Source organism: Brevibacillus soli, from assembly GCF_044759095.2.
Lineage (GTDB): Bacteria > Bacillota > Bacilli > Brevibacillales > Brevibacillaceae > JBIYSM02.
On record NZ_JBIYSM020000001.1, the window covers coordinates 48,100 to 71,990 of the forward strand.

The 23,891-nt window shown below is 52.6% G+C and carries 23 protein-coding genes; 11 read left to right on the forward strand and 12 right to left on the reverse strand.

What is annotated here, in order from left to right:
• The first annotated feature begins 155 nt into the window (after positions 1-155).
• The 5 genes from ACE99V_RS00220 to ACE99V_RS00240 all read left to right on the forward strand — a co-directional run bounded on the left by ACE99V_RS00220 (position 156) and on the right by ACE99V_RS00240 (position 5,764).
• Positions 156-977, forward strand: a complete 822-nt coding sequence (locus tag ACE99V_RS00220; RefSeq protein ID WP_400488933.1) for an inositol monophosphatase family protein — start codon at positions 156-158, stop codon at positions 975-977.
• A gap of 222 nt (positions 978-1,199) precedes the next feature.
• The gene (locus tag ACE99V_RS00225; RefSeq protein WP_400488934.1) at positions 1,200-2,609 is read left to right on the forward strand and encodes a sigma-54 interaction domain-containing protein; all 1,410 of its coding nucleotides are present in this window, start codon (positions 1,200-1,202) and stop codon (positions 2,607-2,609) included.
• Between the two features lie 228 nt (positions 2,610-2,837).
• Positions 2,838-4,130, forward strand: coding sequence for a CitMHS family transporter (locus ACE99V_RS00230; RefSeq protein ID WP_400488935.1), 1,293 nt, complete (start codon positions 2,838-2,840; stop codon positions 4,128-4,130).
• A 9-nt stretch (positions 4,131-4,139) separates the two neighbouring features.
• Positions 4,140-5,459, forward strand: a complete 1,320-nt coding sequence (locus tag ACE99V_RS00235; protein WP_400488936.1) for an acyclic terpene utilization AtuA family protein — start codon at positions 4,140-4,142, stop codon at positions 5,457-5,459.
• Positions 5,456-5,764 carry an AtuA-related protein gene (locus ACE99V_RS00240; RefSeq protein ID WP_400488937.1) on the forward strand — a complete coding sequence of 103 codons (309 nt, stop codon included), beginning with the start codon at positions 5,456-5,458 and terminating at the stop codon, positions 5,762-5,764. Before ACE99V_RS00235 ends, ACE99V_RS00240 begins: the two co-directional genes overlap by 4 nt.
• A 24-nt stretch (positions 5,765-5,788) precedes the next feature.
• On the opposite strand, the gene ACE99V_RS00245 is transcribed toward ACE99V_RS00240, so the two are convergent.
• The 3 genes from ACE99V_RS00245 to ACE99V_RS00255 are packed head-to-tail and all read right to left on the reverse strand — an operon-like array spanning position 5,789 to position 10,138.
• A complete protein-coding gene (locus ACE99V_RS00245; protein WP_400488938.1) occupies positions 5,789-7,132 on the reverse strand; it encodes an MATE family efflux transporter in 1,344 nt (447 codons plus the stop codon).
• Between the two features lies 1 nt (position 7,133).
• Positions 7,134-9,089 carry a glycoside hydrolase family 15 protein gene (locus ACE99V_RS00250; RefSeq protein ID WP_400488939.1) on the reverse strand — a complete coding sequence of 652 codons (1,956 nt, stop codon included), beginning with the start codon at positions 9,087-9,089 and terminating at the stop codon, positions 7,134-7,136.
• A gap of 29 nt (positions 9,090-9,118) precedes the next feature.
• On the reverse strand, positions 9,119-10,138 hold the full coding sequence (locus ACE99V_RS00255; protein WP_400488940.1) for a LacI family DNA-binding transcriptional regulator: 1,020 nt from the start codon (positions 10,136-10,138) through the stop codon (positions 9,119-9,121).
• 418 nt (positions 10,139-10,556) lie between these two features.
• Here ACE99V_RS00255 and ACE99V_RS00260 point away from each other — a divergent pair, with 418 nt between their 5' ends.
• The 4 genes from ACE99V_RS00260 (at position 10,557) to ACE99V_RS00275 (ending at position 14,792) form a co-directional block, all read left to right on the forward strand.
• Positions 10,557-11,843 carry an extracellular solute-binding protein gene (locus ACE99V_RS00260; protein WP_400488941.1) on the forward strand — a complete coding sequence of 429 codons (1,287 nt, stop codon included), beginning with the start codon at positions 10,557-10,559 and terminating at the stop codon, positions 11,841-11,843.
• A 73-nt stretch (positions 11,844-11,916) separates the two neighbouring features.
• Positions 11,917-12,825 (forward strand): carbohydrate ABC transporter permease, encoded by a 909-nt coding sequence (locus ACE99V_RS00265; protein WP_400488942.1) that lies wholly within the window; start codon positions 11,917-11,919, stop codon positions 12,823-12,825.
• 1 nt (position 12,826) lies between these two features.
• Entirely contained in the window at positions 12,827-13,654 is an 828-nt protein-coding gene (locus ACE99V_RS00270) for a carbohydrate ABC transporter permease (protein WP_400488943.1), read from the forward strand.
• Between the two features lie 10 nt (positions 13,655-13,664).
• Positions 13,665-14,792 carry a glycoside hydrolase family 15 protein gene (locus ACE99V_RS00275; protein ID WP_400489069.1) on the forward strand — a complete coding sequence of 376 codons (1,128 nt, stop codon included), beginning with the start codon at positions 13,665-13,667 and terminating at the stop codon, positions 14,790-14,792.
• Positions 14,793-14,807: 15 nt separating this feature from the next.
• On the opposite strand, the gene ACE99V_RS00280 is transcribed toward ACE99V_RS00275, so the two are convergent.
• The 4 genes from ACE99V_RS00280 to ACE99V_RS00295 all read right to left on the reverse strand — a co-directional run bounded on the left by ACE99V_RS00280 (position 14,808) and on the right by ACE99V_RS00295 (position 17,979).
• Positions 14,808-15,620, reverse strand: coding sequence for an NAD-dependent epimerase/dehydratase family protein (locus ACE99V_RS00280; RefSeq protein WP_400488944.1), 813 nt, complete (start codon positions 15,618-15,620; stop codon positions 14,808-14,810).
• A gap of 34 nt (positions 15,621-15,654) precedes the next feature.
• Positions 15,655-16,359 carry an SGNH/GDSL hydrolase family protein gene (locus ACE99V_RS00285; RefSeq protein ID WP_400488945.1) on the reverse strand — a complete coding sequence of 235 codons (705 nt, stop codon included), beginning with the start codon at positions 16,357-16,359 and terminating at the stop codon, positions 15,655-15,657.
• 65 nt (positions 16,360-16,424) lie between these two features.
• A complete protein-coding gene (locus ACE99V_RS00290) occupies positions 16,425-16,874 on the reverse strand; it encodes a CBO0543 family protein (protein ID WP_400488946.1) in 450 nt (149 codons plus the stop codon).
• Complete coding sequence (locus ACE99V_RS00295; protein WP_400488947.1) at positions 16,837-17,979, reverse strand: DUF2515 domain-containing protein; 1,143 nt, start codon at positions 17,977-17,979, stop codon at positions 16,837-16,839. The genes ACE99V_RS00290 and ACE99V_RS00295 overlap by 38 nt, the downstream gene beginning before the upstream one ends.
• An 89-nt stretch (positions 17,980-18,068) precedes the next feature.
• On the opposite strand from ACE99V_RS00295, the gene shc reads away from it, so the two are divergent.
• On the forward strand, positions 18,069-19,793 hold the full coding sequence (gene shc, locus ACE99V_RS00300) for a squalene--hopene cyclase (protein WP_400488948.1): 1,725 nt from the start codon (positions 18,069-18,071) through the stop codon (positions 19,791-19,793).
• Positions 19,794-19,956: 163 nt separating this feature from the next.
• On the opposite strand, the gene ACE99V_RS00305 is transcribed toward shc, so the two are convergent.
• The 5 genes from ACE99V_RS00305 to ACE99V_RS00325 all read right to left on the reverse strand — a co-directional run bounded on the left by ACE99V_RS00305 (position 19,957) and on the right by ACE99V_RS00325 (position 23,133).
• A complete protein-coding gene (locus ACE99V_RS00305) occupies positions 19,957-20,172 on the reverse strand; it encodes a hypothetical protein (RefSeq protein ID WP_400488949.1) in 216 nt (71 codons plus the stop codon).
• Between the two features lie 246 nt (positions 20,173-20,418).
• The gene (locus ACE99V_RS00310; RefSeq protein WP_400488950.1) at positions 20,419-20,583 is read right to left on the reverse strand and encodes a YjcZ family sporulation protein; all 165 of its coding nucleotides are present in this window, start codon (positions 20,581-20,583) and stop codon (positions 20,419-20,421) included.
• Between the two features lie 282 nt (positions 20,584-20,865).
• Entirely contained in the window at positions 20,866-21,603 is a 738-nt protein-coding gene (locus ACE99V_RS00315; protein WP_400488951.1) for an amino acid ABC transporter ATP-binding protein, read from the reverse strand.
• 17 nt (positions 21,604-21,620) lie between these two features.
• On the reverse strand, positions 21,621-22,319 hold the full coding sequence (locus ACE99V_RS00320) for an amino acid ABC transporter permease (RefSeq protein ID WP_400488952.1): 699 nt from the start codon (positions 22,317-22,319) through the stop codon (positions 21,621-21,623).
• Positions 22,306-23,133 (reverse strand): amino acid ABC transporter substrate-binding protein, encoded by an 828-nt coding sequence (locus ACE99V_RS00325; protein ID WP_400488953.1) that lies wholly within the window; start codon positions 23,131-23,133, stop codon positions 22,306-22,308. Before ACE99V_RS00325 ends, ACE99V_RS00320 begins: the two co-directional genes overlap by 14 nt.
• Before the next feature lie 347 nt (positions 23,134-23,480).
• Between ACE99V_RS00325 and ACE99V_RS00330 the strand changes: the two genes are divergently transcribed.
• On the forward strand, positions 23,481-23,882 hold the full coding sequence (locus tag ACE99V_RS00330) for an Imm1 family immunity protein (RefSeq protein WP_400488954.1): 402 nt from the start codon (positions 23,481-23,483) through the stop codon (positions 23,880-23,882).
• Positions 23,883-23,891 lie beyond the last annotated feature (9 nt).

The following is a 23,891-nucleotide window of genomic DNA, read 5'->3' on the forward strand; positions in this document are numbered from 1 at the left end:
ATCCCATACAGCCGCTAGAAAAGTGTTCGGGGCCCCAGCCGACACCAGCGATCGCTTAAGTCGGCTGGGTTTTCTTATGAGAGACCGCTTGGGGTGTAACCGTATGAAAAGTATGGTAAACTAGAGGCAAAGTCATGATGTAGGTGGCGATACGTGTGCAAGCATCAACACTCGCGGCACTAAAGGAGCTCGCTCTTCACTGTGCCCGAACAGCAGGTGAACTAAGCCTTACGCGGATGAAGCAGCCCTTCACCGTTGAATATAAAACCTCCGCTTCCGATCTGGTGACGGCTGTGGACAAGGAAGTGGAAAAGCACGTTGTTCGGACGATCCTTGAAAAGTTTCCGGATCACGGGATACTGGGAGAAGAGAGTACGTTTGCAGGTGACCCCAAACAGTTTGACACGCTTTGGGTGATCGATCCGATTGACGGGACCACCAACTTCGTCCACCAGCAGATTAATTTTTCCGTCTCCATAGCTGTCTATCACAAGGGAGAGGGGATGGTCGGCGTCGTGTACGACCCTTCCCGAGACGAGATGTTTTACGCGGTCAAGGGAGAGGGCGCCTTTTTAAACGATCGCCCACTTCGGCTTGACCGTCAGGTGACGCTGGAAGAAGCGCTCCTTTGCACCAGCGTTTTCTGGAACAAGCAGGCCGAGCAAATCGGCATCGATCTGATCGTCAAAAAACTGGCCGGAAAAGTACGGGGCATGCGCCTCCTGGGCAGCGCCGCACTGGAAATGGCGTACGTAGCGGCAGGACGGCTGGACGGCTACGTCAGCCTGTCGTTGAATGCGTGGGACTTCGGCGCGGGACGGATTATTGTCGAGGAAGCGGGGGGGGTTGTGACGACGATGGCGGGAAACCGGCTCCCCTTCGACGAAAAAAGCAGCGTCATGGCCTGCAATCCCGCCTTTTACGAGGAGCTGCAGCACTATCTGAACCTGTCCGAGGGAACCACCCTCGATGAATAAGAAAACCCACCCGGCATTAGCTTACGCTTCGCCGGGCGGGGCCCCGAACACTTTTCTAGCGGCTGTATGGGATGTCCAAATTTATAAATTCTTATACAACAAGAAAAACCACTGGATTGAGCCAGTGGTTTTTTTGCTACAGCTTTGTTTGAACTTTCTGTTAAAATAATGGATAAATTCAGCGTGGTGTTTCCCGTACCAGCAGGAAGGGAGCGGAAAGAGATGGATCGTTCCTTGCAAAACCAGATCGAATGGTGGAAGGCCGTTCTTTATTCGATAAACGACGGGGTCCTAGTTATTGATCACCAAGGGATCGTGCAAATGGTGAATCCCGAATACACCAGAATTACCGGCGTTATTCCTGAAAAAATCATCGGGAAGCCACTACGCCAATTTCGTCCGGGGGCCCAGTTGCCTGATACACTTAGGGACGGAAAATGCCGAGTAGGTGTTTACCGGAAAGAAGGAGAGCATGAATATGTGGTGGATATGGCTCCGATCGTCGTTCATGACGAGATAATTGGGGCTGTCTCTGTCTGCAAAAGTTTAACCGAGGTGCACAAGCTTTCCAAAGAATTGCAAAAGAAAAAAGAGAAAATACAGCAGTTGGAAAGAACAATGGATTCCCTCCATCAAGCGAAGTACACGTTTGATCAAATCATTGGCAAAGACCGGGGACTAAAACAGATCGTTCACATCGCCAAAAGAGCGGCGGAAACTCACTTGCCGGTTCTCATTTTCGGAGAAAGCGGCACGGGAAAGGAATTGTTTGCCCAGGCAATACACAACAACAGCAGCAGGAGAGAGCGGCCTTTTATACCGGTTAACTGTGCAGCCATTCCCCTCTTGCTGTTGGAGAGTGAACTTTTTGGATACGAAGAAGGGTCCTTTACCAATGCGAAAAAAGGCGGAAAAATGGGCTTGTTTGAACTGGCCAACCATGGCACCATCTTCCTGGATGAGATCGGGGATATGTCCTATGATCTTCAGGCAAAGTTACTGCGGGTCCTTCAGGAAGGCAAGGTTCGCCGGATCGGGGATACGAAGGAGCAAGACATCGATGTGAGAATTATTGCCGCAACCAACCACGATCTTGAGCAGCTTGTAGCGAAGGGCCGCTTCCGTGAGGATTTGTTTTATCGTCTGAATGTATTCCGTTTGCAATTGCCTCCACTACGTGAACGAAGAGAGGATATTCCTGAACTGATCGATTCATTTATCCGTTCTTCTCCCGTAAATACGTTGGATGGCCCTCGGTTGGTCGATTCGGTTGAAGGGGTTACGCTACAAGTATTACAGTCTTACGATTGGCCCGGAAATGTAAGAGAGTTAAAAAACGCTATTGATTATGCCATATGTATGGCGGATGGGAGAGAGATTGACCTTCAACATCTTCCGGTGCTTATCGCCAAGGCAAAGCAGACCTCGCCCGACTTGTTGCGAAAACCTGACAGTCAAACTGTTCGCGAAGTTCTGGACGAAGTGGAACGAAAATTGATCATAGACACATTGGAAAGGTTCGGAAGTGATGAGAAGCGAGAAGCGGCGAAGGCACTTGGTTTTTCGTTAGCCACCTTGTATAACAAAATAAAAAAGTACAAGCTTGATTCGTCAAAAATTCCAAATGATTAGAAACGCATTCTAATCCATTTGATTCTACTTCCCGTGTACAATCGTTGAAAGCTTCGGCCTAGAGTGAATTCATTTTTCTAAATAATTGTAAAAATGAAATACAATCCATAGTTGAAAGCGCTTATTATGAAGCGCTTTCTTTATTGGCATGACACTTGCTTATTCAATGGAAAAGAGGAAGTAATCGTTCCCTATTCATGAAAAACCAAAAGAAATGGAGGAGGTTGTATGCTTGCTTTACTAGGTTTTCTCACCGTTGCCGGTTTTCTGTACCTGATTATGAGCAAGAGGCTTTCGGTGCTGGTGGCTTTGATTACGGTGCCCGTGCCCTTTGCCCTCATCGGTGGATTCGGTCCGGAAATTGGCAGTATGATGCTGGAGGGGATTAAAAAGGTTGCACCGACCGGTATCATGGTGGCTTTTGCCGTTTTGTACTTCGGACTGATGATCGATGCAGGTTTGTTTGATCCGATCATATCTCGCACGATGCGGCTGGTAAAAGGGGATCCGTTAAAAGTTGTCGTCGGAACCGCAATCATTACCCTGATCGTTGCCCTTGACGGCGACGGCGCTTCTACGTTCATGATTACCATTTCGGCCTTACTGCCACTTTACAAAAGACTGAAAATGAATCCTCTGGTTTTGTCTGGTGTCGTTGCCTTGGGTGCGGGGGTTATGAATATCGCTCCTTGGGGAGGGCCTACGGCGCGGGCGATGACGACCCTGCATGCTGATGCCTCCCAACTGTTCAATCCGGTAATACCCGCCATGATTGCCGGGATTGTCTGGGTATTGATCGCCTCGTACCTGTTGGGAAAAAAAGAGCGCCAGCGGCTTGGAGTTGTGGATTTTCACTACGATCATGCGGGCGAACTTTCCGAAGAACAGGCGTCAGCCCGACGTCCTCATCTCTTTTGGTTTAACGTTTTGCTAACTGCTGCTCTGTTGATTGCTCTGGTCTCCGGCATTCTGCCGCTTCCCGTTTTGTTTATGGTTGCCTTTGCGGTTGCCCTGTTTGTGAACTATCCTCATCCTGATGAACAGCACCGCCGCTTGGTAAGCCATGCGGGAAATGTGGTAATGGTCTCCACCATGATTTTTGCGGCTGGTATTTTTACCGGAATTTTGACAGGGACGAAAATGATTGATGGAATGGCAGCTGCATTGGTTTCAATCATTCCGGAGTGGCTTGCCGCACATTTGCCCGTATTGGTTGCCGTAACGAGCATGCCTCTCAGTTTGGTGTTTACGCCCGATGCCTACTACTTTGGGGTCCTTCCGGTAATGAGCCAGACGGCGTCCTCTTTTGGCATCGATCCGATCGAAATTGGGCGGGCTGCAATACTCGGGCAAATGACGACAGGATTTCCGCTAAGCCCACTGACCGCATCCACGTTTATTCTCGTTGGTATGTCAGGAGTGGAGCTTGGGGACCATCAACGCTTCATTTTCAAATGGGCATTCGGTACCACCATCGTCATGACAATTGTTGCGTTACTAACAGGCGCTATCTCACTTTGAGGTGATACCATGATTCGAATTGGTTCAGGCGCAGGATTCTCCGGCGATCGCTTGGAGCCTGCAGTCATACTGGTTGAAAAGGGAAATCTCGATTATCTTGTATTGGAATGTCTAGCGGAACGAACGATTGCCCTGGCACAAATGAGAAAACGTCAGGACGCGTCCCAGGGGTATGACGTACTGTTGGAAAAACGAATGGGGCTTCTGCTTCCCTCCCTTGCCAAAACAAAAACGCGATTGATTACCAACATGGGAGCGGCAAATCCCGTTGCCGCCGCTGAAAAGATTGTGGAGATTGCCAGACGAGCCGGCATTTCTATTAAAGTAGCGGCAGTAACCGGAGACGATGTTCTGGAACATCTTTCAATGGAGGATCTTTCGTTGGAAACGAATGAGCCGCTCCACCGTTTTGGACCGATCATTTCAGCAAACGCCTATCTGGGAGCGGACGCGATTCTACCGGCGTTGCAAACTGGGGCGGACGTCATCGTGACAGGCAGGGTAGCTGATCCTTCCTTGTTTCTCGCTCCGATGATCCATCATTACGGTTGGTCAACCGCAGATATAAGGCGTATGGCCCAGGGGACGGTAGTTGGTCACTTGCTGGAGTGTGCAGGACAAATTACCGGCGGGTATTTCGCAGATCCGGGGAAAAAAGAGGTACCAAACCTGTCACAGTTAGGGTTTCCTTTTGCCGATGTGGATGAAGAGGGAACCGCAGTGATTGGCAAGGTAGAAGGTACGGGTGGGGTCATAAACCTGGCTACGGCAAAAGAACAGCTGCTCTATGAAGTAACGAACCCGTTTGAATACATTACCCCGGACGTTATTGTTGACTTTTCAACGGTTCGTCTGCGTCAAGCGGGGGAAAATCGGGTAGAGGTAAGCGGCAGCTCGGGGATACCGAGGCCAGCTACATTGAAGGTAAGCGTCGGGTATCATGCTGGTTTTGTTGGAGAAGGAGAAATCTCCTACGCTGGTTCAAACGCATTGGCCAGGGCAAAGCTTGCAGGGGAAGTTGTTTCGGAGCGATTAAAGAGCCATGTAACGGAAATACGGGTTGATTATATTGGCATGTCTTCCGTACATCGCACGCTGTTTGGACAATGTCCCGAACCATACGAGGTACGCCTGCGAGTGGCGGCTAAAGCACCGACCAGAGAAGCCGCCGAACAAATTGGCGAGGAAGTCGAGGCGCTCTATACCAACGGACCGGCCGGCGGGGGCGGGGCGCGGAAGTACGTGAAAGAAGTGATTGGGATTGTATCCGTTGCCGTCGAAAGAGAGAAAACAGCACCACATGTGACGATTCGGGAGTGGAGAGCGTGAAAAGAAAACTGTACGAAATTGCCCATTGCAGAGCAGGTGACAAGGGGAACACTCTGATTTTGTCCTTGATCTGTTATGAGGAAGAGGATTTTTCTCTTTTGTGTGCAAAGGTAACGGCGGAGGAAGTAAGGAGGCATCTTATAGGCATTGTGGCGGGGGAGGTAATTCGGTATGAACTTCCAAATATTTCTGCCCTCCAATTCGTTTGTGAACAGGCGTTAATGGGAGGAGTTACAACATCGCTTGTCATGGATACACACGGGAAAAGTTTAAGCTATGCTTTGCTGGAGATGGAAATAGAGTGATAGTGAAAACCCACCACTAGGCAATTAGCCTGATTTGGTGGGTTTTGCAATGAGCCACTTTCGTTTCACAAAGTACAACGTATTAGCCCCTGCCCGCAACCATTCCTCCAATGCCAGCACGACAAATACGGCAGGCAGTCCCCACTCCATTTGGACACCTGCTGCGTATGCAAGGGGCAGACCCCACATCCACACGCCGGCCAGCGTTACATAGAGGCTCCAGCGGGTTTTGGCCGCACCGCGGAAGATACCGTCGAGGATCATATTGGCAGCCTTGGCCGGTTGGACGAACGCCATGATTTTCAAGCAAAGCACGGCCAGGGGAAAGACAGTTTGATCTGCGGTAAACATGCCGACCAGCCACTCGGCGGAAAGGAACAGAGCGAGTCCGATTGAGCCCATAATCGAGACGCCGAGACGGATGGCGGAAGCAGCCTCTTCGTAGCAGCGGCGGTGTGAGCCCGCCCCCAGATGCAAGCCGACCAGCGAGGTGATGGCCAGGCCGATGCCGAAGCCTGGGAGAAACGACAGGGACTCCACCGACATGCTGATCTGGCGGGCGGCGACGGCAGTCGTGCCAATCAGGGCGATGATGATGACCATCACCATCTGACCCGCGTGATAGCCTGCCTGCTGCAGGGCAGCCGGCCCGCCGATCGACAGCAGGCGTCGGTACACGTCGGGACGGTGCTGGGACAAGCGAAACATGCTGCTGCCGATGGCATGGTGTCTTTTATACAGAAGCAGAAACAAAAGAGCGAGGCCCGCCATCCGGGCGAGCAGTGTAGCCAGGGCGGAGCCGTCGATTCCGAGGGCGGGGATCGGTCCCACGCCATGGATGAACACCAGATTGCCCGCCACGTTGAACAAATTGGTGAAAAATGCAGCCAGCATCGGTGTTTTCATGTCCCCTTTGCCGCGCAAATAAGCACCCAGCGTCATGGAGAGCGCCAAAAAAGGGATGGACCAGGCGAGAATTCGCAAAAAGGGGGCACCTAACGCCTGCACATCGGCTTGTGCCTGAAATAGAGCCATCATCCAGGGAGTGGTCAGAGTGATTGCAGCTGTCACCCCTGCTGCGATCAAAAAAGAGGCGAACAGGGATTGCTCCGCTACCTGTTTCGCCTCTGCGGGAAGATTGGCGCCGCTCGCATGGGCAACCAGCACATTGCAGCCGGTTGCCACGACGGAGAGCAGCAGGACCAGGATGGAAAAAATCTGATTGGCGATGCCGGCAGCAGCCAGTGCGGCAGGGCCGAGCGGGCTGATCATCAGGGTGTCCACGAACAGTACCAGCATGTAGAGGAGCATTTCCAGCATGGCCGGCCAGGCCAACGACAACAGTCGGTTGTCTGCGCGACCGCTCATGTTACAGCTGCCCCTTGTCACTCAGCATGTGGACAGTCAGCACGAACATCGCGTGGGACCAGGTAAGCGGCACTACCCAGGCTGTTTCCCCGGTCTGTTTGTCGATCTGCTCCGGCAGGAGGCCGAGTGAAGTGGCGTGGGAAACGGCCCAGTTCAGGTATTGCTTCGCTTCGTCGTAACGCCCCTGGGCGATCCGGTACTGAGCCAGCCACAGTGTGGTCAGGATCCACGGATTGCCGCCGATGTAGTGATCGTCTTCATAGCGGCGGATTCCCCCTACAATCGGCGAAGTGCACGTGCGCTCAATTGCGTCCGCGGTCGCAGCCATCCGCGGATCTGCCGCATCCAGGACACCGAACGGAACCGTTAAGCCAATCAGGCTGATGTCATAGATGTCGTCATGCGCAACGAAATAAGAGACGTAGCCTTTTTCATCCGTCTCCAGAGAAACCTGCTTGCCGGCCTCCAACGCGCGCTCGTAGGTGGAGCGGTCCACCTGCAGTTTGACGCCTCGGTAAAACGTGCCGTTCTTGTCGTTGAATGCCTGAGTCAGAATCGCTTCCTTCAGTGACTCTGCCGCTTGTTCCCACCGGCCGGCCACATCGTCACGGCCAAGCTCTCTGGCAATGGAAGCGGCCCCGTTCATGCCGGCGTAAACGGCTGCGGCCGAATACGTGTGCTCCGCGTTGCGCTCCTCCCAGAGATCGCGGCTGGGGAGCGGGAGCCCCGTGTCCTGATCCAGATAGGAGAGCAGGAAGGCAGCCCCTTTCTCCACGGCTGTCCACACTTCCTCCAGAAATGAGCGATCACGGGTCATCAGATAATGCTGGTACATGCCCCAGAGAATGGAGCCTCCTTCATCGATCTGCAGTCCCCAGGAAGGAGCCAGGCGTCCGTCGTGATAGTGGCGCTGCTGGAAGGAGCCGTCCGCATCTTGAGCAGTCAGCGTCCAGCGGTAAAACCGGCGGGTCAGGTCGGTCAAACCGGCCCGGTCGAAAGCGGTGGTGATGTAGGCGGCATCCCGGCCCCAACAGTAGGCGTAGCCGCCGCAGCGGGTAAACGCCTCGTCGAATTCCGGTGCTGCGATGACAGTGCCTGTTGCCTTGTCCGCCATCAGTTTGAAGACCAACAGAGAGCGATCGTAGATGCGGCGGATCTGCTCGTTTGCGGTCGGCAGCGCGGGCAGACTGTTCAGGTACTGGTGCCAATAATGGATCGTACGCTCCAGCCAGGTATCTGCGGGAACGGAATGGGCGGACAGCATGCCTGCAATCGCCTCGTCGATGGTCGTACCTGCTGTCAGATAAACAGGAAGGGAGACCGTTTCTCCCGGCGCGAGCGACAGTTTCCAGCCAAGGGCTCCATCCGGTGTCATGGCGATTTTGTTGCCAGGCAAGTAACCTTGGGCGGCGTGTTTGAGGGCATCGGCGCAGGTGTACTGTGTGCAGCCCAGCGGACTGGCCAGCGCAAAAGCGTATTGGTGGCGGAAGTAGACGAGACCGTCCACTTTGGGCTCGTACGCCACGGTATTGTACAGGCCGCTTTCACCAATCGTCAGGGACGCGTAGAGGAAAAATCGGAGGTCAAGCTGCTTTTGCCCCGTATTGGTCAGCTTGTACCAGCGGATCAACAGAGGGTCGTCCGGCGCGACGAAATCCGTCGTTTCCATGCGGACGGGCAGTTTTTTCGCAGCTGCGACCGTTCTCAGAACGTTGGTTTTGGGTACGTAGGACTGCTCGTACTGCCATTCCAACGGAGTATCGAGCCAGAGCGTCTCCGCACTTTCTCCTTCCAGATAGATCCCTGCGCGCATCCGCTCTACGTGCTGCGGATAATCGACGTGGGGCCACCAAAGGCGGTACAGCTCCCCCGTCCGTCCCAGGGCGGCCAGCATGGAGGAATTGCCGATAATGGCGTCGTTTATATACGGTTTGTTGGTAACAGGTGACAAATTCATGTCAATTGTTCTCCTTCCCTATTCAATCATCACGGGTTCGGTCGAAAGGAGGAACCGCGCACAATCAAACGGTGCGGCAGGACAAGCTGCGGCTGTTGAATCTCTTCACCGGACAGCTTGCGGATGAGGAGCTGCACCGTCATGTAGCCAAGGTGGTAGATCCCGATGTCCACTGTGCTGATCGGCGGATTGCTCAGCTCCGACAGCATGATGTTGTTGAACCCGACGATGGAGACATCCTCCGGGACCCGCAGGCCGATTTCATACAGCTGACGAATGAAGCCAAAGGCAACAACGTCGTCAATCACGACGAAGGCGGTGGGGCGTTCAGGCTGGTTCATCACCATGGAGGTGGCGTGGAATCCACCTGCCTGCAGCATTTCAGCGGTCATGATCCACTCCGGTCGGCAGGTGAGCCCTGCTTCGGCCAAGGCCTGTTTGTATCCATCCAAACGGTCTTCCGACACAACCATGTCCGGCGGGCCGCTGACAAAGCCGATCCGGGTGTGACCCTGTGCGATCAGATGATTGGTGGCGTCGTAGGCAGCCAGGACGTTATTGTTGTTGACGCAAAGCAAATCTTCATGTTCGATCGAGCGGCCGAGCAGAGCGAAGGGGAAGTCGTGCTCCAGCAGCTTTTCCACCAGCGGATCGGCTTTTCGCGGAGCCATCAGGATGATGCCGTCGACGCGGCGGCCCAGGATCATCCGATTGACGGAATCCAGCTCCTCCTGCCGGTTGTTGGCTGAAGACATCAGCACGTCGTACCCGGCCGAGTTGGCGCAAGCCAGCATGCCTCGCAACACTTCAGAGAAGAACGGATTGGAGAACTCCTCCACCAGGCGGGGCAGAACAAGTCCGATTGTCTGTGTGCTTTTGGAAACAAGGCTTTTCGCCATGATATTGGGATGGTAACCGAGCGCTTCCATCGCTTCTTTTACCTTGCGCACGGTTTCCGGACTTATTTTCGGGTGGTTGGACAGTACCCGTGAAACGGTGGAAGGGGAAACCCCTGCGACACGGGCGACATCCTTGATCGTGACGGACATACGCGCCTCCTTGTAAGTGAAACGCTGTGCAAACGTTTGTTTTAGATCATCGTATATGAAAAGAAGCAGAATGTAAACCAATGGTTTCGAAAAATATGGAAAAGAGGGAAATAAAAGATAATTAAAGAAAATGAAAGTATTACCGAGATTTACAATAATAAGGTGCGAAAAACAATGAAATTCGGCTAAATTTTACCATTTGCAAGCGTTTTCTTGGAAGAATGCTTTGTTGTAGGATGAGAGTACATATGAGGCGTCACACGCCTTCTCCAATCATGAAAACGTTTGCTGTGCATTTGTGCAATCGTTTGCACAAGCCCTGCTTGGCACAGTGGGAGAGAAAGCCGAGCGGGATCAGGTTTGATTGGGGCGGCCCTGCCACGCTGAACTGATTTCAGGTATAGAAAGGGGAAAACACATGAAACGCTTTTTCAGCATCTTTACCGCGATGGCGCTGTTCGGTTCCGTCCTCGCCGGCTGCAGCAGTTCTGCGCCAGCACCCAAGCCAGCGCCTAGTGATCAGGCGCAAAAGCCAAACGGCCCGGTTACGGTTACGTTCTGGAGCACGATGAACGACGAGGAACAGGTGACGCTCAAAGAAATCATCGCCAGCTTCGAGAAGGAAAATCCGGATGTGAAGGTAGACCTGCAAAACATTCCGTTCGACGGAGCGCAAGACAAGTTCCGCAATGCGGCAAAAGCAGGCAACGGTCCGGACGTGCTTCGCTCCGAAATCGCCTGGACTCCTGAATTCGCGGCGCTGGGGCTCCTCGAACCGCTGGATCACTATTTTCCAGCAGAAGATCAAAAAGACTTCCTTGACGCTCCGCTTCGTTACAGCAAATGGAACGGCAAAACCTGGAGCGTTCCGCAGGTAACGGATGCGCTTGCTCTCCTGTATAACAAAAAAATGTTGGCTGACGCCGGTTTCAACGCTCCTCCCAAAACCATGGATGAGTTCTACACCATGGCCAAAAAGCTGTCTGACCCAGCCAAGGACAAGTGGGGTTACTACCACCGTCAAACCGACTCCTACTGGTTTCAGCCGTTCATGTGGGCGTTCGGCGGCGGTTTGATCGACGAAAACAAAAATGTTTTCGTAAACAACGAAGGCTCCGTCAAAGGTCTTGAATTCCTGCTCAAACTGCGGGATGACAAAGTGATGCCGGATGAATTCGACGCGGCGAACGATTACAACAACATGAACACCGCTTTGAAAACGGGGCGTGCGGCCATGATCTTGAACGGTCCGTGGGCAACCAGCGACCTCCTCAGCGGTGAACAATTCAAAGATCCGAACAACTTCGGTATCGCCCCCATACCGGCAGGTCCGGAAGGCAAAACCGGCTCCCCTGTTGGCGGTCACGGCTATGTGATATACGCCGGTTCCAAAGTGAAGGACGCCAGCTACAAGCTGATTGCCTACTTGTCCAATGCGGAAAACCAGGCGAAGTTCGCAAACAAGAATGGATTGTTGCCTACTCGCAAGTCTGCGTATGAGATACCCGAAGTGAAGAGCAACCGTCTCATCTCTGAGTACAAAGCCGTACTTGACGCTGCAACCAATCGCCCGGTTATTCCTGAAGGCGGTCAAATCTACACCGCTTTCAGCCCTGAAATCCAGGCGGCATTCAAGAAGGAGAAATCTCCGAAGGAAGCATTGGATGCTGTTGCGGCAGCGTGGAACAAATTGTTGGGCAAATAGGCAAGGGTAAGGGGGAGGGGCCAATGCGGCTCTCTTCCCTTCTCCCATTTTTGGAAGGGGGGGCGAATGCAGCGTGGGCAATCGCAGTTGGATCGCTTATGTGTTTCTGGCACCGGTCGTGCTTGTCATGGGTGCTCTGGTCTTTTATCCGTTGCTGCAGGGGATTTCCTTCAGTTTTACGAACATGAACCAGTACAATATGGGGAGTCAGTTTGCGCCGCCAAGCTACGAATTCATCGGCCTGAAAAACTACACAGACTTGTTTTCCAGTTTTACGGCAGGGGATTCAGTGTTCCGTGACGTCGTCATGCAAACGCTCATCTGGACGTTTGTGAATGTCTTTTTCCACTTCACGATCGGCCTTTGTCTGGCGCTTCTTCTCAACCGGAAGGTCAAAGGGCGCGGTGTGTACCGTATGCTGTTGATGGTGCCGTGGGCCGTGCCGTCGTTTGTCAGCGCGTATGCGTGGACGTGGATGTTCAACGAGAAGTACGGGCTTTTCAATCTGATGCTGCAAAAACTGGGGCTTCCCACTGTTTCCTGGCTGGGCGACTCCTTTTGGGCGATGTTTTCCGTTATTGCCGTCAACGTTTGGATCGGGGTGCCGTTTATGATGGTGACGTTGTTGGGCGGTATGCAAAGCATCCCTGAGTCGCTCTACGAGGCGGCGCGTGTTGACGGCGCATCGGCCTGGCGCCAGTTCTGGAACATCACGCTGCCGCTATTGCGCCCGGTTGCGGCGACAGCTACCGTGTTGGGAATCATCTGGACGTTCAACATGTTCAACATCATTTATCTGGTGACGAGAGGCGGACCTGTCCGTTCTACGCAAATTCTCGTTACCTATGCCTATCAGGAGGCCTTTGAACGCTGGAATTTTGGCGTGGCCACCACCTATGGCGTTGTCATTCTCAGCTTTCTTCTATTGTTCTCCCTGGTTTACAGACGCCTGTTGAATACGAACGAGGGGGTACACTATTAAAATGCGACAGTCGAATTGGTGGGTGCACATTTTATTGGTCATCGCCTCCGTGATCGCCGTATTCCCGGTCATTTGGATATTCTCGACAAGCTTCAAGCCGCAGGAAGAGATCTTCTCAACTTCAATTCAGCTGATTCCGGAAAACGTCACGTGGGACAACTACCTGCATGTGCTGACGCGGTCTGACGGGGTGTTTCTCAACTGGTTTTGGAACAGCACCCTGGTTGCGCTGCTGACCACGCTGGTGGGTTTGTTTTTATCGGCTACAGCCGCATACGCTCTCTCCCGCTTTCAGTTTGTCGGCTGGAAAGTGATCGACTTCAGCTTCTTTCTGGCGCAGATGTTTCCGGGAGCGCTCCTGATCGTCCCGCTTTATACGCTGGTCAACCAGATGGGACTGTTGAACAGTTACGTCGGGCTGGTTCTGGCATATTCTACGGTAGCGGTGCCATTTTGCGTGATGATGCTGAAAAACTTTTTTGATACCATTCCGTTCGAATTGGAAGAGGCGGCGCGTGTCGACGGGCTGTCCCACTTCGGCACTTTCTATCGGATTGTGCTTCCGCTGTCCCTTCCGGGTTTGGCGGTAACCGGTTTCTACTCGTTTATCACGGCGTGGAACGAGTTTCTCATGGCTCTTACATTTATGTCCGAAGAGACGAAGTATACGCTGCCAATCGGCTTGCGTCAATTTGTCAACCAGTTCAACACCGACTGGCACTACATGGCCGCTGGGGCGATCATTGTAACGCTGCCGGTGCTGGTGGTGTTCCTGCTGGCGCAGCGGTACCTCATATCCGGCCTGACGTCCGGCGGAACCAAAGGCTGACAGCGAGGTGATGGAGTTGTCAACAGCAGGCTGTATCCGCCAAAGCGTGAAGATAATCAAACACAATCAGGCGCAGACCGGGGCGTACCTGGCCTCGCCTGCGTTTGTTCATTATCGCTATGCGTGGTTGCGAGACGGGACGTTTGTCGCGTATGCAATGGATCGCGTCGGAGAGCACGACAGCGCCCGCCGTTTTTACGAATGGTGCAGCGGCGTGCTCTTGAAGCACGAGCAGAAAGCGCGGCGCGCCATTGCGGCCGTTCGGTCGGGGGAAGTGAGCACAGACTGGGACGGCCTGTTTTTACACACCCGCTACACCGTAGACGGAGAAGAGGTGGAGGGCGAGTGGGGCAATTTTCAATTGGACGGGTACGGCACCTGGCTGTGGGGACTGGCGGAGCACATTCGCATGACAGGGGACGTGGAGCTGATCGACCGCTTCCGGTCGGCGATCGAGCTTACCCTTGAGTACCTGCAAGCCTGCTGGCAGCTGCCCAATTACGACTGCTGGGAGGAGTTTGGCGATCGAATCCATCCGGCCACGCTGGCAGCTATCTACGGTGGCTGCAAGTCGATTGCGCGGTGGCTTCCGGAGCGAAAAGGGCAGCTTTCGGTGCTGTGCGGTTTGATTGAAACGTTCGTGCGGGAGAACGGCACGGAAAACGGCAGGTTTGTCAAATCACTGGGCAATCCTGCCGTGGATGCCAGCCTGCTCTGGCTCTCCCTGCCGTTCGGTCTGGCTGCTCTCGATGAGCCGACGATGGAAGAAACCGTGCGGCAAATGGAGCAGGAGATCGTGAGGGGGCGCGGCGTTCACCGCTATCCGGAAGACGTCTATTACGGCGGCGGTCAGTGGATTTTGCTGTCGGCCTGGTTGGGCTGGTACTACGCGCAGACCGGCAGAACGGACGAAGCAGGCGATATTCTCTGTTGGATCGAATCGAAGTGGACGGAGGAAGGGTTGCCTGAGCAGGTTCAGGATCACCTGCTTGCGCCAAAAGCCTACGGCGAGTGGGTGGAGCGGGCAGGACAGCCGGCGCTGCCGCTGCTCTGGTCCCATGCCATGTACCTGGTGCTGGCGGCAGAGCTGGGCTTGGTCGATTCCATAGAAAAAGAGAACGGAGCTCCTCAACGGTAGAGGAGCTCACGTTTTCTAATGCCGGGTGGGTTTTCTTAGACCATAATCCCGTAAGACAAACTCACCGCCCATCAGTTTCTCCGCCAACCCGTCTTGATCCGTTGCCGCAGACGTCATTCCGATCACCTCTTCACAGTAGGTCTCGGCATTATCGATCGGACGATAGCCGAGAGCTTCCGCATGGGAATTGTCAAACCACGATCGGCTGTTGCCGGAGACGCCGTACACGATCGAGTAATGCACCTGCTTCGCCTGTAATAGCACCGAAAAAAGCTGAACGGCGTCCCGATGGCTTAGCCACGTGCTTAGATGTCTTCGATTGCGAGGGCGTTCCTCGAAACTGCAGATTCGTACGGAAACGACTTCAAGTCCGAATTTATCCGCATACAGGCTTCCCAAACTCTCGCCAAAAGTCTTGCTGACCCCGTAATAGGTATCGGGACGGACAGGAACATCCGGGCCGATTTTTTGTTCTCTCGGGTAAAATCCGACAGAATGAATGCTGCTGGCGAAAATCACTCTTTTTACGCCCTGATTTTTTGCTGCCTCAAAGACGTTGTACGTTCCCAGGATATTCGTTTCCAAAATGGATTGAAAATGGGTTTCATCAGGAATGCCACCGAGGTGAATGACGGCGTCCACCTCATGCATAACCGCTTCCACCGATGGATAATCGCGTAGATCCACCCTTGCGATTTCCTCTCCATCTCGCGCCTCTCCCAATGGGATGACATCCGTTAACCGCAGGATGGGAATACTCTCACGCAGTCCGCGGCGTAATACTGTTCCAATTCGACCAGCTGCTCCAGTGATCAGAACCCTTTTCATCAATCATTCCCCCTTCTCTCCGCTCTGGACTCCTTTAGATCTCAATGCCGTGACGGCAAAGCTCCTGCCTTAGCACCTCAGCCATGATGTTGTACCCCAGTACATGGGGGTGAAGTCCGTCGTCGGCCAGTTCAGCCCGAAGTGTTACCCCGTCCGTTTCGACCATCCGGGAATGGTAATCGACGTAAATCGCGCCAGTCTCTTCGGCAAGCTGCTTGAGGGCTTCGTTTGTCTTCACAACGAGCAGGTTTCTGGCGTGATTCTGCGCATACCTGTCCATGCAGGTCGGCAAAAGGGAGCAGAGAATGGTGCTGATCCCCTGACCCATCGAAGCATGCAGCATCGCCTCCGTGTCCTGCACGATCTCCTGATAGATTTGGTCAGCCGTTTTTCGGTCTTCCACTCTCCATTCGTCCAATGCCCAGGTGTTGTTGATGCCGATTTTCATGACGAGGTGTTTTGGTTTAAGCTGGAGCACGTCTGCGGCAAAGCGCTTTCTGGCAAATTCCGTCGTATCCCCGCCAATCCCTCGGTTGACGATGAATTTCCCCGTGCGTCCAAAGTAGGTTTGCAGGTCCCACCAGTGTGTGATGGAATCCCCGAAAAAGACGAAGTCTACCGGAACGCGATGATGCAGGATGGCTTCATTGTGATAGTCGAATTCGTTGCGTCTGCGATCTGCCGCTGCTTCGATGCTGAAAAAACCAGGTCGGATGATTTCCGTACGCTCGTGATTCACAAATCCCTCTCCTTTCCACTATAGGGGTATTGTACCATGGGCTTGGCTGTTTGGCAGGGCTGCCCTCAGAACGAAAGAGGGAGAGCGATAACGGCTCTCCCACTACCTTTCAAACCGTCGATGAAATTTCCACAACAGCCACATAACAGGATGTATCCGAAGAATGAATACGTGTGACTCCATTCACTGCTGTGAACAAACCATCCCAGCCGTTCAGCCAATTGTTCCGCCAACGCGGCGATGATGCCAAACAGCAGGATCGCGCCTCTTCTTTGCCAGGTACGCATCTGTTGCAAAAGGGTTAGAAAGATCAACGTAACCAGCGGCAGCGCAAACAACGTAAACAAAATATTGATTGGAAAAAGATCGGGGAGAGGTCTCGCTGGAAACGAGTACAGTTTCTTCTGTACGAAAAAAAGGTCCAGATACGTTGCCAACCAGGAAGAAAATATCATCGTTGGTACATAGGAAATCAGCTTATCTCTCAAAGATGGCTGTTTGCGCCATGACGGCAAGCTCGATTTTCTCCAGTGTTTTACAGTATTCATGACGAATCTCCCCATCTGTGGTTTCTTCATCGTTCATCAGGCTGGCAATGACCTTCCAATCCCTGTACCAATCTCCGATTTCCGCTTCCTCATGAGCTTGATTTTTCCAGGCATGCTCCAGGGTTGGACTGTAAAAACGGTTGGTTCCTGACTGTAATTGACAATTCTTCAACCGTCTTACATAGAGAGTGCCCGGCACAGAATCATTCACATCGTTGAACAAATGGGGCCAGTAATCTTTTCGAGAGCCGGTGTGAGGATGATCGGCTGCCCAGTTCAATGCGCCCTGCAAGTAGTCGGAACGTCCAAAAAGCAGCGAATACAGCCGTTTTCCCAATCGAATTCGCTCCTGCAGGGAAGCAAAATGACGAAGAGTTTGTCCGATCACATGCAGTTCTTTATCGGTCCCCCCCTTGTAGCATGGAAAAAGAATTTGATTTAAGCCAAGCAAATCTTGCAGTTTGAACTCGATGGTTTGCAGAACGGTTTTTTGATAACGAGGATGTTGGATGACTCTTTTTTCCAGATAGCTTTGCTCGTTGATGATCAGCGCCATCGCCAAAAGATAGCGGTCTCCCGCTTTCCAGATATGATTCCACATGACATCCATGAAGACGGATACGTGGAAATAAGGCAACAGATAAAACAAATTCGTCTCTCTTCTCACACTTTCTTCATACAGCAAAAATTGCGGATACACATCCTGAAAAATGAGCCAATTGCCGCGTTCCAAAAACAAAAAGAAATCCTTCTGTTCCGCTTCTGAAAGCAATCTGGAAAGAAGCTCTCCCTTGATATCCGTCATGTTCCAGCCGCCGTTTCTGGATACCATGTGCCCCAAAAACGCCCAATGGATTTCCGGATGACGTCGATAGAACTCGTAGTACGTCATGGTCCGCGTCACATTGTTCAGGTTTTGCCGGTTCGTTCTTTCCTTGATTTGCCGAATGAGCAATTGGTCACGTCGGGATAATTTCGATTCATGAGTCAGCTTGTTGCCAGCCTTCATTTTTTTGCTCAATTCATTTTTCACAGTGAGAAGAGGCAGTACTTGACGCAGCTTGATTCCCATTTAGGCCTTCTCCTTTTTCGAACCCTACATGATCCGATGAATAAAGTGGGGATAGGAGTGATTTCGGATGAGGAAAGGTCTGTGTAGGAATGATCGACAGAGTGGATGTGGAAATAAATCGAATCATTCAGGTAATGCAAAAAAGTCAATCGCTGGACGGCGCCTGGAAGCTGTTTCATGACGAAGAGGAAGGCAATCTTTCTGCAACTGTAGAGGCGTACTATGCCCTTCTTTTTTCAGGCTACTGTAGGAATAACGATGCGCGCATGCAGGCAGCAAAGCGTTTTATCCTGTCGAAGGGCGGGCTATCACATTCGAGCCTGCTGACAAAAGTGATGCTTGCCTCGACGGGCCAGTATCCGTGGCCGAAGCACGTCTTGCTTCCGATTGAAATGATGTTGCTGCCGCCGTGGTTTCCCGTCCATTTTTTTGATTTTGCCGGGTACGCCAGAGTGCATATTGCTCCCCTGCTGGTCGTATCTGACCGCAAGTTCGTCAGGAGAATACCCGGAACACCCGATATCTCTGATCTGCGAAACAGCAGAACGAGCATTCTCCAATCCGCCGAAGCGCGTTCTTTCCATAAGAGGATTGTTGATGGGATCAGGAGTCTTCCGTACCTGCCGGCGGTAATGCATCGTCAGGCTTTGCGCATGGCCGAACGCTTCATGCTGGATCGTCTTGAAGCGGATGGCACCTTGTACAGCTATTTCACCTCAACCTTTCTCATGATCTTCGCTTTACAGGCACTGGGATATGCGTCCAACCATCCGGTTATCACTCGAGCAATCGCTGGAATGAAAGCAATGACCTGCCCCGCAAATGGACATGTCCAAAATGCAACCGCAACGGTTTGGAATACCGCCCTGTTGGCTCATGCCCTGCTGTCCGTTGGCGTGCAACCATCCAATCCCATGGTAAAAAAGGCTGGCCGCTATCTTCTGTCTCGGCAGCAGGACAGATATGGGGATTGGGCGTTGAAGGATCCTTTTGTTTTGCCCGGAGGATGGGGGTTTTCGGATGTCAATACAATCAACCCGGACGTCGATGACACAACGGCTGCACTGCGGGTGATGAACAGGTTGAGGGAAGAAGATCCGGCTTACCGCCAATCCTGGAAACGCGGCCTCCAGTGGCTGTTATCCATGCAGAATGACGACGGGGGATGGCCGGCGTTTGAGAAAAACACGGACAAAAAAATATTGTCCTTGCTGCCAATGGAAGGCGCTGACGCGGTCAGTACGGATCCTTCGACAGCCGATTTGACCGGCAGGACGTTGGAATTCCTCGGCAACCATGCGGGATTTACCCTGCCCCACCCGAATGTGGAAAGAGCCGTACACTGGATCTTGCGAAACCAGCAGATGGACGGGTCGTGGTATGGGCGATGGGGGATTTCCTATCTGTATGGTACGTGGTCGGCTGTAACCGGGATGAGAGCGGTGGGGGTAGCGCCGGAGCATCAGGCGGTACAAAAAGCGGTACAATGGGTACAGCGAATCCAGAATGAAGACGGGGGATGGGGGGAATCTTGCAAGAGTGACATCCTAAAAAGGTATGTTCCCTTAGGAGGGAGTACGCTTTCGCAAACCGCCTGGGCAGTGGACACTCTCATTGCCGTATCCCCGGAACCTACGACGGCCATTGAACGTGGAATTCAGTATTTGCTGGCGAACGGAAAGACCGAGGATTGGACGGTCTCGTATCCGACCGGAGCAGGGTTACCTGGTGGTTTTTACTTCCACTACCATAGTTACCGGTACATCTGGCCCTTGCTCGCATTCGCTCATTACAAAAGAAAATATTTTCCATAAGAGGTAAAAAAAGACCACCCGTTCAGAAGGGGACCAAACGGGCAGCAAATAGAGGACGATATGTCCATCGTAGGGTCTGACAATTCTTATCATAAGTTGTGTTTATGAAGGGAAAGTAGAGAAACGATCAAAGATTTGTTAAGGTTGTGTAAATGTGTGACTCCTAAAAGAAGAGACCCCTTCTTCGCCTTGGCTGCTGCTCAACTTCAGAAGAAGGTTTCGACGTGAATTGTGAAATCATGTTTTGAACGGCCGGATTGCCCATCAATTCCAGCCATTGGGAAATTTTTGCCGGATCCAAGCCGGTGAGAAAATTTGACCTGGGTTTTTCCCGAGGCACCAGTGCATTTGATTGTCTCTTGCCCAGTTCTTTCTTCAATTCGTCGATTTGCTTCTGCAAGGAAAGGATTTCAGGGGAAGCGTTATTCCTGTTTCTTCGTATTCTGGCCACTTCATCACTCCTCATCGGCACGACGTAACGTGACAAACGTTTGGATCATTTTATGTTACGGACAGGTCATCGGGATTGGGTAGACGCATAGGTAAGGAAAAAAAGGCGCCACAGGCGGTGCTGCACATTGAAAAAGGAGAGAAGACCCGCTTCTCTCCTTTTTCGTAGCGTGCATTAGTCGCAGTCACAACCAACAATTACCAACAGAACAAAAAGCACCAGGATCAAGGCAAAATCGTCGCCGTTAAAGATGCCGCTCAAAACTATCCCTCCTTTGCTGTAACTAATCACACTGTATGTGCAAGTCATGAGAAATGATTGTACGAATGGTCCCCGCATTTTTCGCCTTTTTTTGTTCCCGTATAGACGAGCATCCACGCGGGAACATTTCTCTTCTCATATCATAATCATGGCAGGACAAACATGGGTTCTTTGTCCTGCAGATGCTTGACCATGAGGGGGAAAAGGCATGAGCGGCAAAAGACGTGGGATCTTCGACGGCGGCATTTTCGGGATCATTCTGATTGTGATCCTGCTGTTTCTGGTCTTCAGCGACGACAAACATTAATCACAAGTCCTCACGAAAAAGACACTGTGCTCTGTAGTACAGTGTCTTTTCGTTTACTCTTGCAAGAGTTGGAGAAACTGGCGGGTACGTTCTTCTTTCGGATGGGTAAACAGCTGTTCGGGCGTTCCGCGTTCGAGAACCGCTCCCTGATCCATAAAGATCACTTCGTCGGCCACTTCGCGGGCAAAGCCCATCTCATGAGTCACGACGACCATGGTCATCCCTTCCATGGCCAGTTCTTTCATGACCTTCAACACTTCGCCGACCAGTTCGGGATCGAGTGCAGAGGTGGGTTCGTCAAACAGCATGACCTGCGGATCCATCGCCAGGGCGCGGGCAATTCCCACGCGCTGCTGCTGCCCGCCGGAGAGCTGAGCCGGATAGTGGTTCAGCTTGTCGGCCAGCCCTACCTTGGTCAGGAGAGAAATCGCCTTGGCGCGGGCGACAGAGGGGCTTTCCTTTTTTACGGTAACCGGGCCCTCCATCACGTTTTCCAGCGCCGTCATATGGGGAAACAGGTTATAGCTTTGGAACACCATGCCGGTCTGTTTACGCAGACGGGCAATCTGTGACTTCTCCACCTTTTTTGAAAAGTCCAAAACGACTTCGCCGATCCGGACACTTCCCTGAGAGGGGATTTCCAGAACGTTAAGGCAGCGGAGCAGGGTCGTTTTGCCGGACCCCGACGGGCCGATGATGACGACCACTTTTCCTTTTTCCACCTGCAGGGAGACCCCCCTGAGTACGTGCAGGTCGCCAAAGCGCTTGTGAACATCGGTGATGGTAATCATGTCAATCATTCACCTTCTTATGCGACATAACGATCCAGTCTGTGTTCGATCCGGTCCTGAATATAAGCCAGTACCAGACAGATCATCCAGTAGATCAAAGCGGCTTCCGAGTACACCAGAAGCGGTTCGTAGGTGGCTGCTGCAATCTCCTGGGCTTTGCGGAACATCTCCGGAACGAGAATGACCGCGGCCAGGGACGTATCCTTCACCAGGCTGATGAATGAATTGGACAGCGGCGGCACCGATACCCGTGCAGCCTGCGGCAGGATAATTCGCTGCAGCGCCTGCCGATACGACATGCCGATGGAGTAGGCGGCTTCCCACTGGCCTTTGGGAATGGACAGAATCGCTGCCCGGACAATCTCCGATCCGTATGCCCCGACGTTGAGAGAGAAGCCGATGATGGCGGACGGGAACGGGTCAATCGTCAAACCGATACTGGGCAAGCCGTAAAAGATGATGAACAACTGCACCAGAAGCGGAGTCCCCCTGATCAGGGAAACGTAGGCGCGGGCAAGTCCTTGCAGCGGCTTGATGCTGGAGATGCGGGCCAGCGCCGTCAAAATGGCGATGATCAGACCGATAAAAAACGAGATGAGGGAGAGGCTGAGCGAAAATGTTAAGGCTCCTTTCACCAGAGGGAGAAAGGAGCTTTGCACGATTTCCGCCAACCTGTCCAATCGTTCGGGATTGTCAAACAGGTTACTTGGAAACATCGGCACCAAACCATTTCTCGGAAATTTTCAGGTAAGTGCCGTCCTTCATCATGTCGTCAAGCGCCTTGTTGAAAGCGTCAACCAGTTCGGTGCTGCCTTTGCGGAACATGAAGCCGTTTTTTGCTGCGTCCGGGTGCTTGGCAACGATTTTGATCGGCGCATTCGGTTTTTGCTTCAGGAAGTCCAGTACGGACAAGCCGTCGTTGATCGTGACGTCCACACGCTTGGAAGCGAGCAGGTCAATCGCCTGGTTGAAGCCTTCCACCGCGACGATTTCCGCGCCGTTTTCCCGGGCGATGTCAGTCAGGTTGCTGGTCAGCGTTTGCGCCGCTTTCAGTCCCTTGATATCTTTGAAATCTTTTACCGTTGTGTTGTCCTTATGCGTCGCCAAGACAGCAGTAGAAACCGTGTACGGTTTGGAGAAATCGTATTTTTCCTGACGATCGGGACGAATACCCACTTGGTTCGCGATCACGTCAAACCGCTTCGCATCCAAACCGGCAAACATGGCATCCCACTGGGTTTCCATGAAAACAGGTTCCACTCCGATGCGCTTGGCAATCTCGGTCACGACTTCCACGTCGAAGCCGGTCAGCTTGCCGGACTGGTCATGGAAGGTGAACGGTGCGTACGTACCTTCCGTACCGATCCGCAGTTTGCCTTCCGCCTTTACTTTTTCAAGCAGGTTTTCTGCTTTCTGTTCGGCCGGGGCCGGAGCAGGAGCGCTTGGCTGTGTTTGATTGCTGGATGCGCCGCAACCGGCAATTCCGAGTAGAACAGTAGAAAGCAGAACGGACAATAATCTTTTTTTCATAATGAATCCCCCACTAAACCGATGTGATTTAATGAAATCATACTAATGGCCTTTACTTGTTTTGTCAACTGTACTTAGAAAGGATCAACTACGTGAGTTCCTTACACGCGTCTATGGTGCCCTTGGATAATGTACCCAAAAACAGGGCGGTTACTCTCACGAATCGTGAAAAGAACCCCGTAAAAAAGCGGCCCCTCGAAGCAGCTTCCACAAACGGCAGTTGAGGTTGAGTGAAAAGAAGCGTACAATAAACGAAGCAGTGGAATGAGCCCCCCTTTTGGCCTAAAAGCGGGGGCCGCTCCTTGTCTTGGAGTAGAAAGAGCGGAAAAAGGAGACTTGACACATCAATGCTAAACGATTGGTTACTCTATACGGACGCAAGCGGAACACAACGAGAGAACACCGCTTGGCATGAAGTGCTGAGAGCGATTGCCCAGCTGAACGGAACAACTCATACACTGGTCCACGCCGCTTTCGGTGAACATGGAGACTTGGTTGTCGCCGGCGGTAACAACGGCCAGGTGCTGGTTCAATGGAAGGAGCATGAACCCAGCGAGAAGCATTACGTACTGACTTCGGACAAGCCGTCTGCAGTCATGGTGAGGCTGACGATTGAAGGAGAGGAAGCGGCGTTTCCCGCAAACTGGTGTGTGCCGCTAGAAAAAGCAATACCCTTGTGCGGGGATATTCTGCGCACCTGTGAAATAGGGCCGGCGGAGGAATTCGTCTGGCTTGAAGTAAAGAGATAGAGAGGGGAA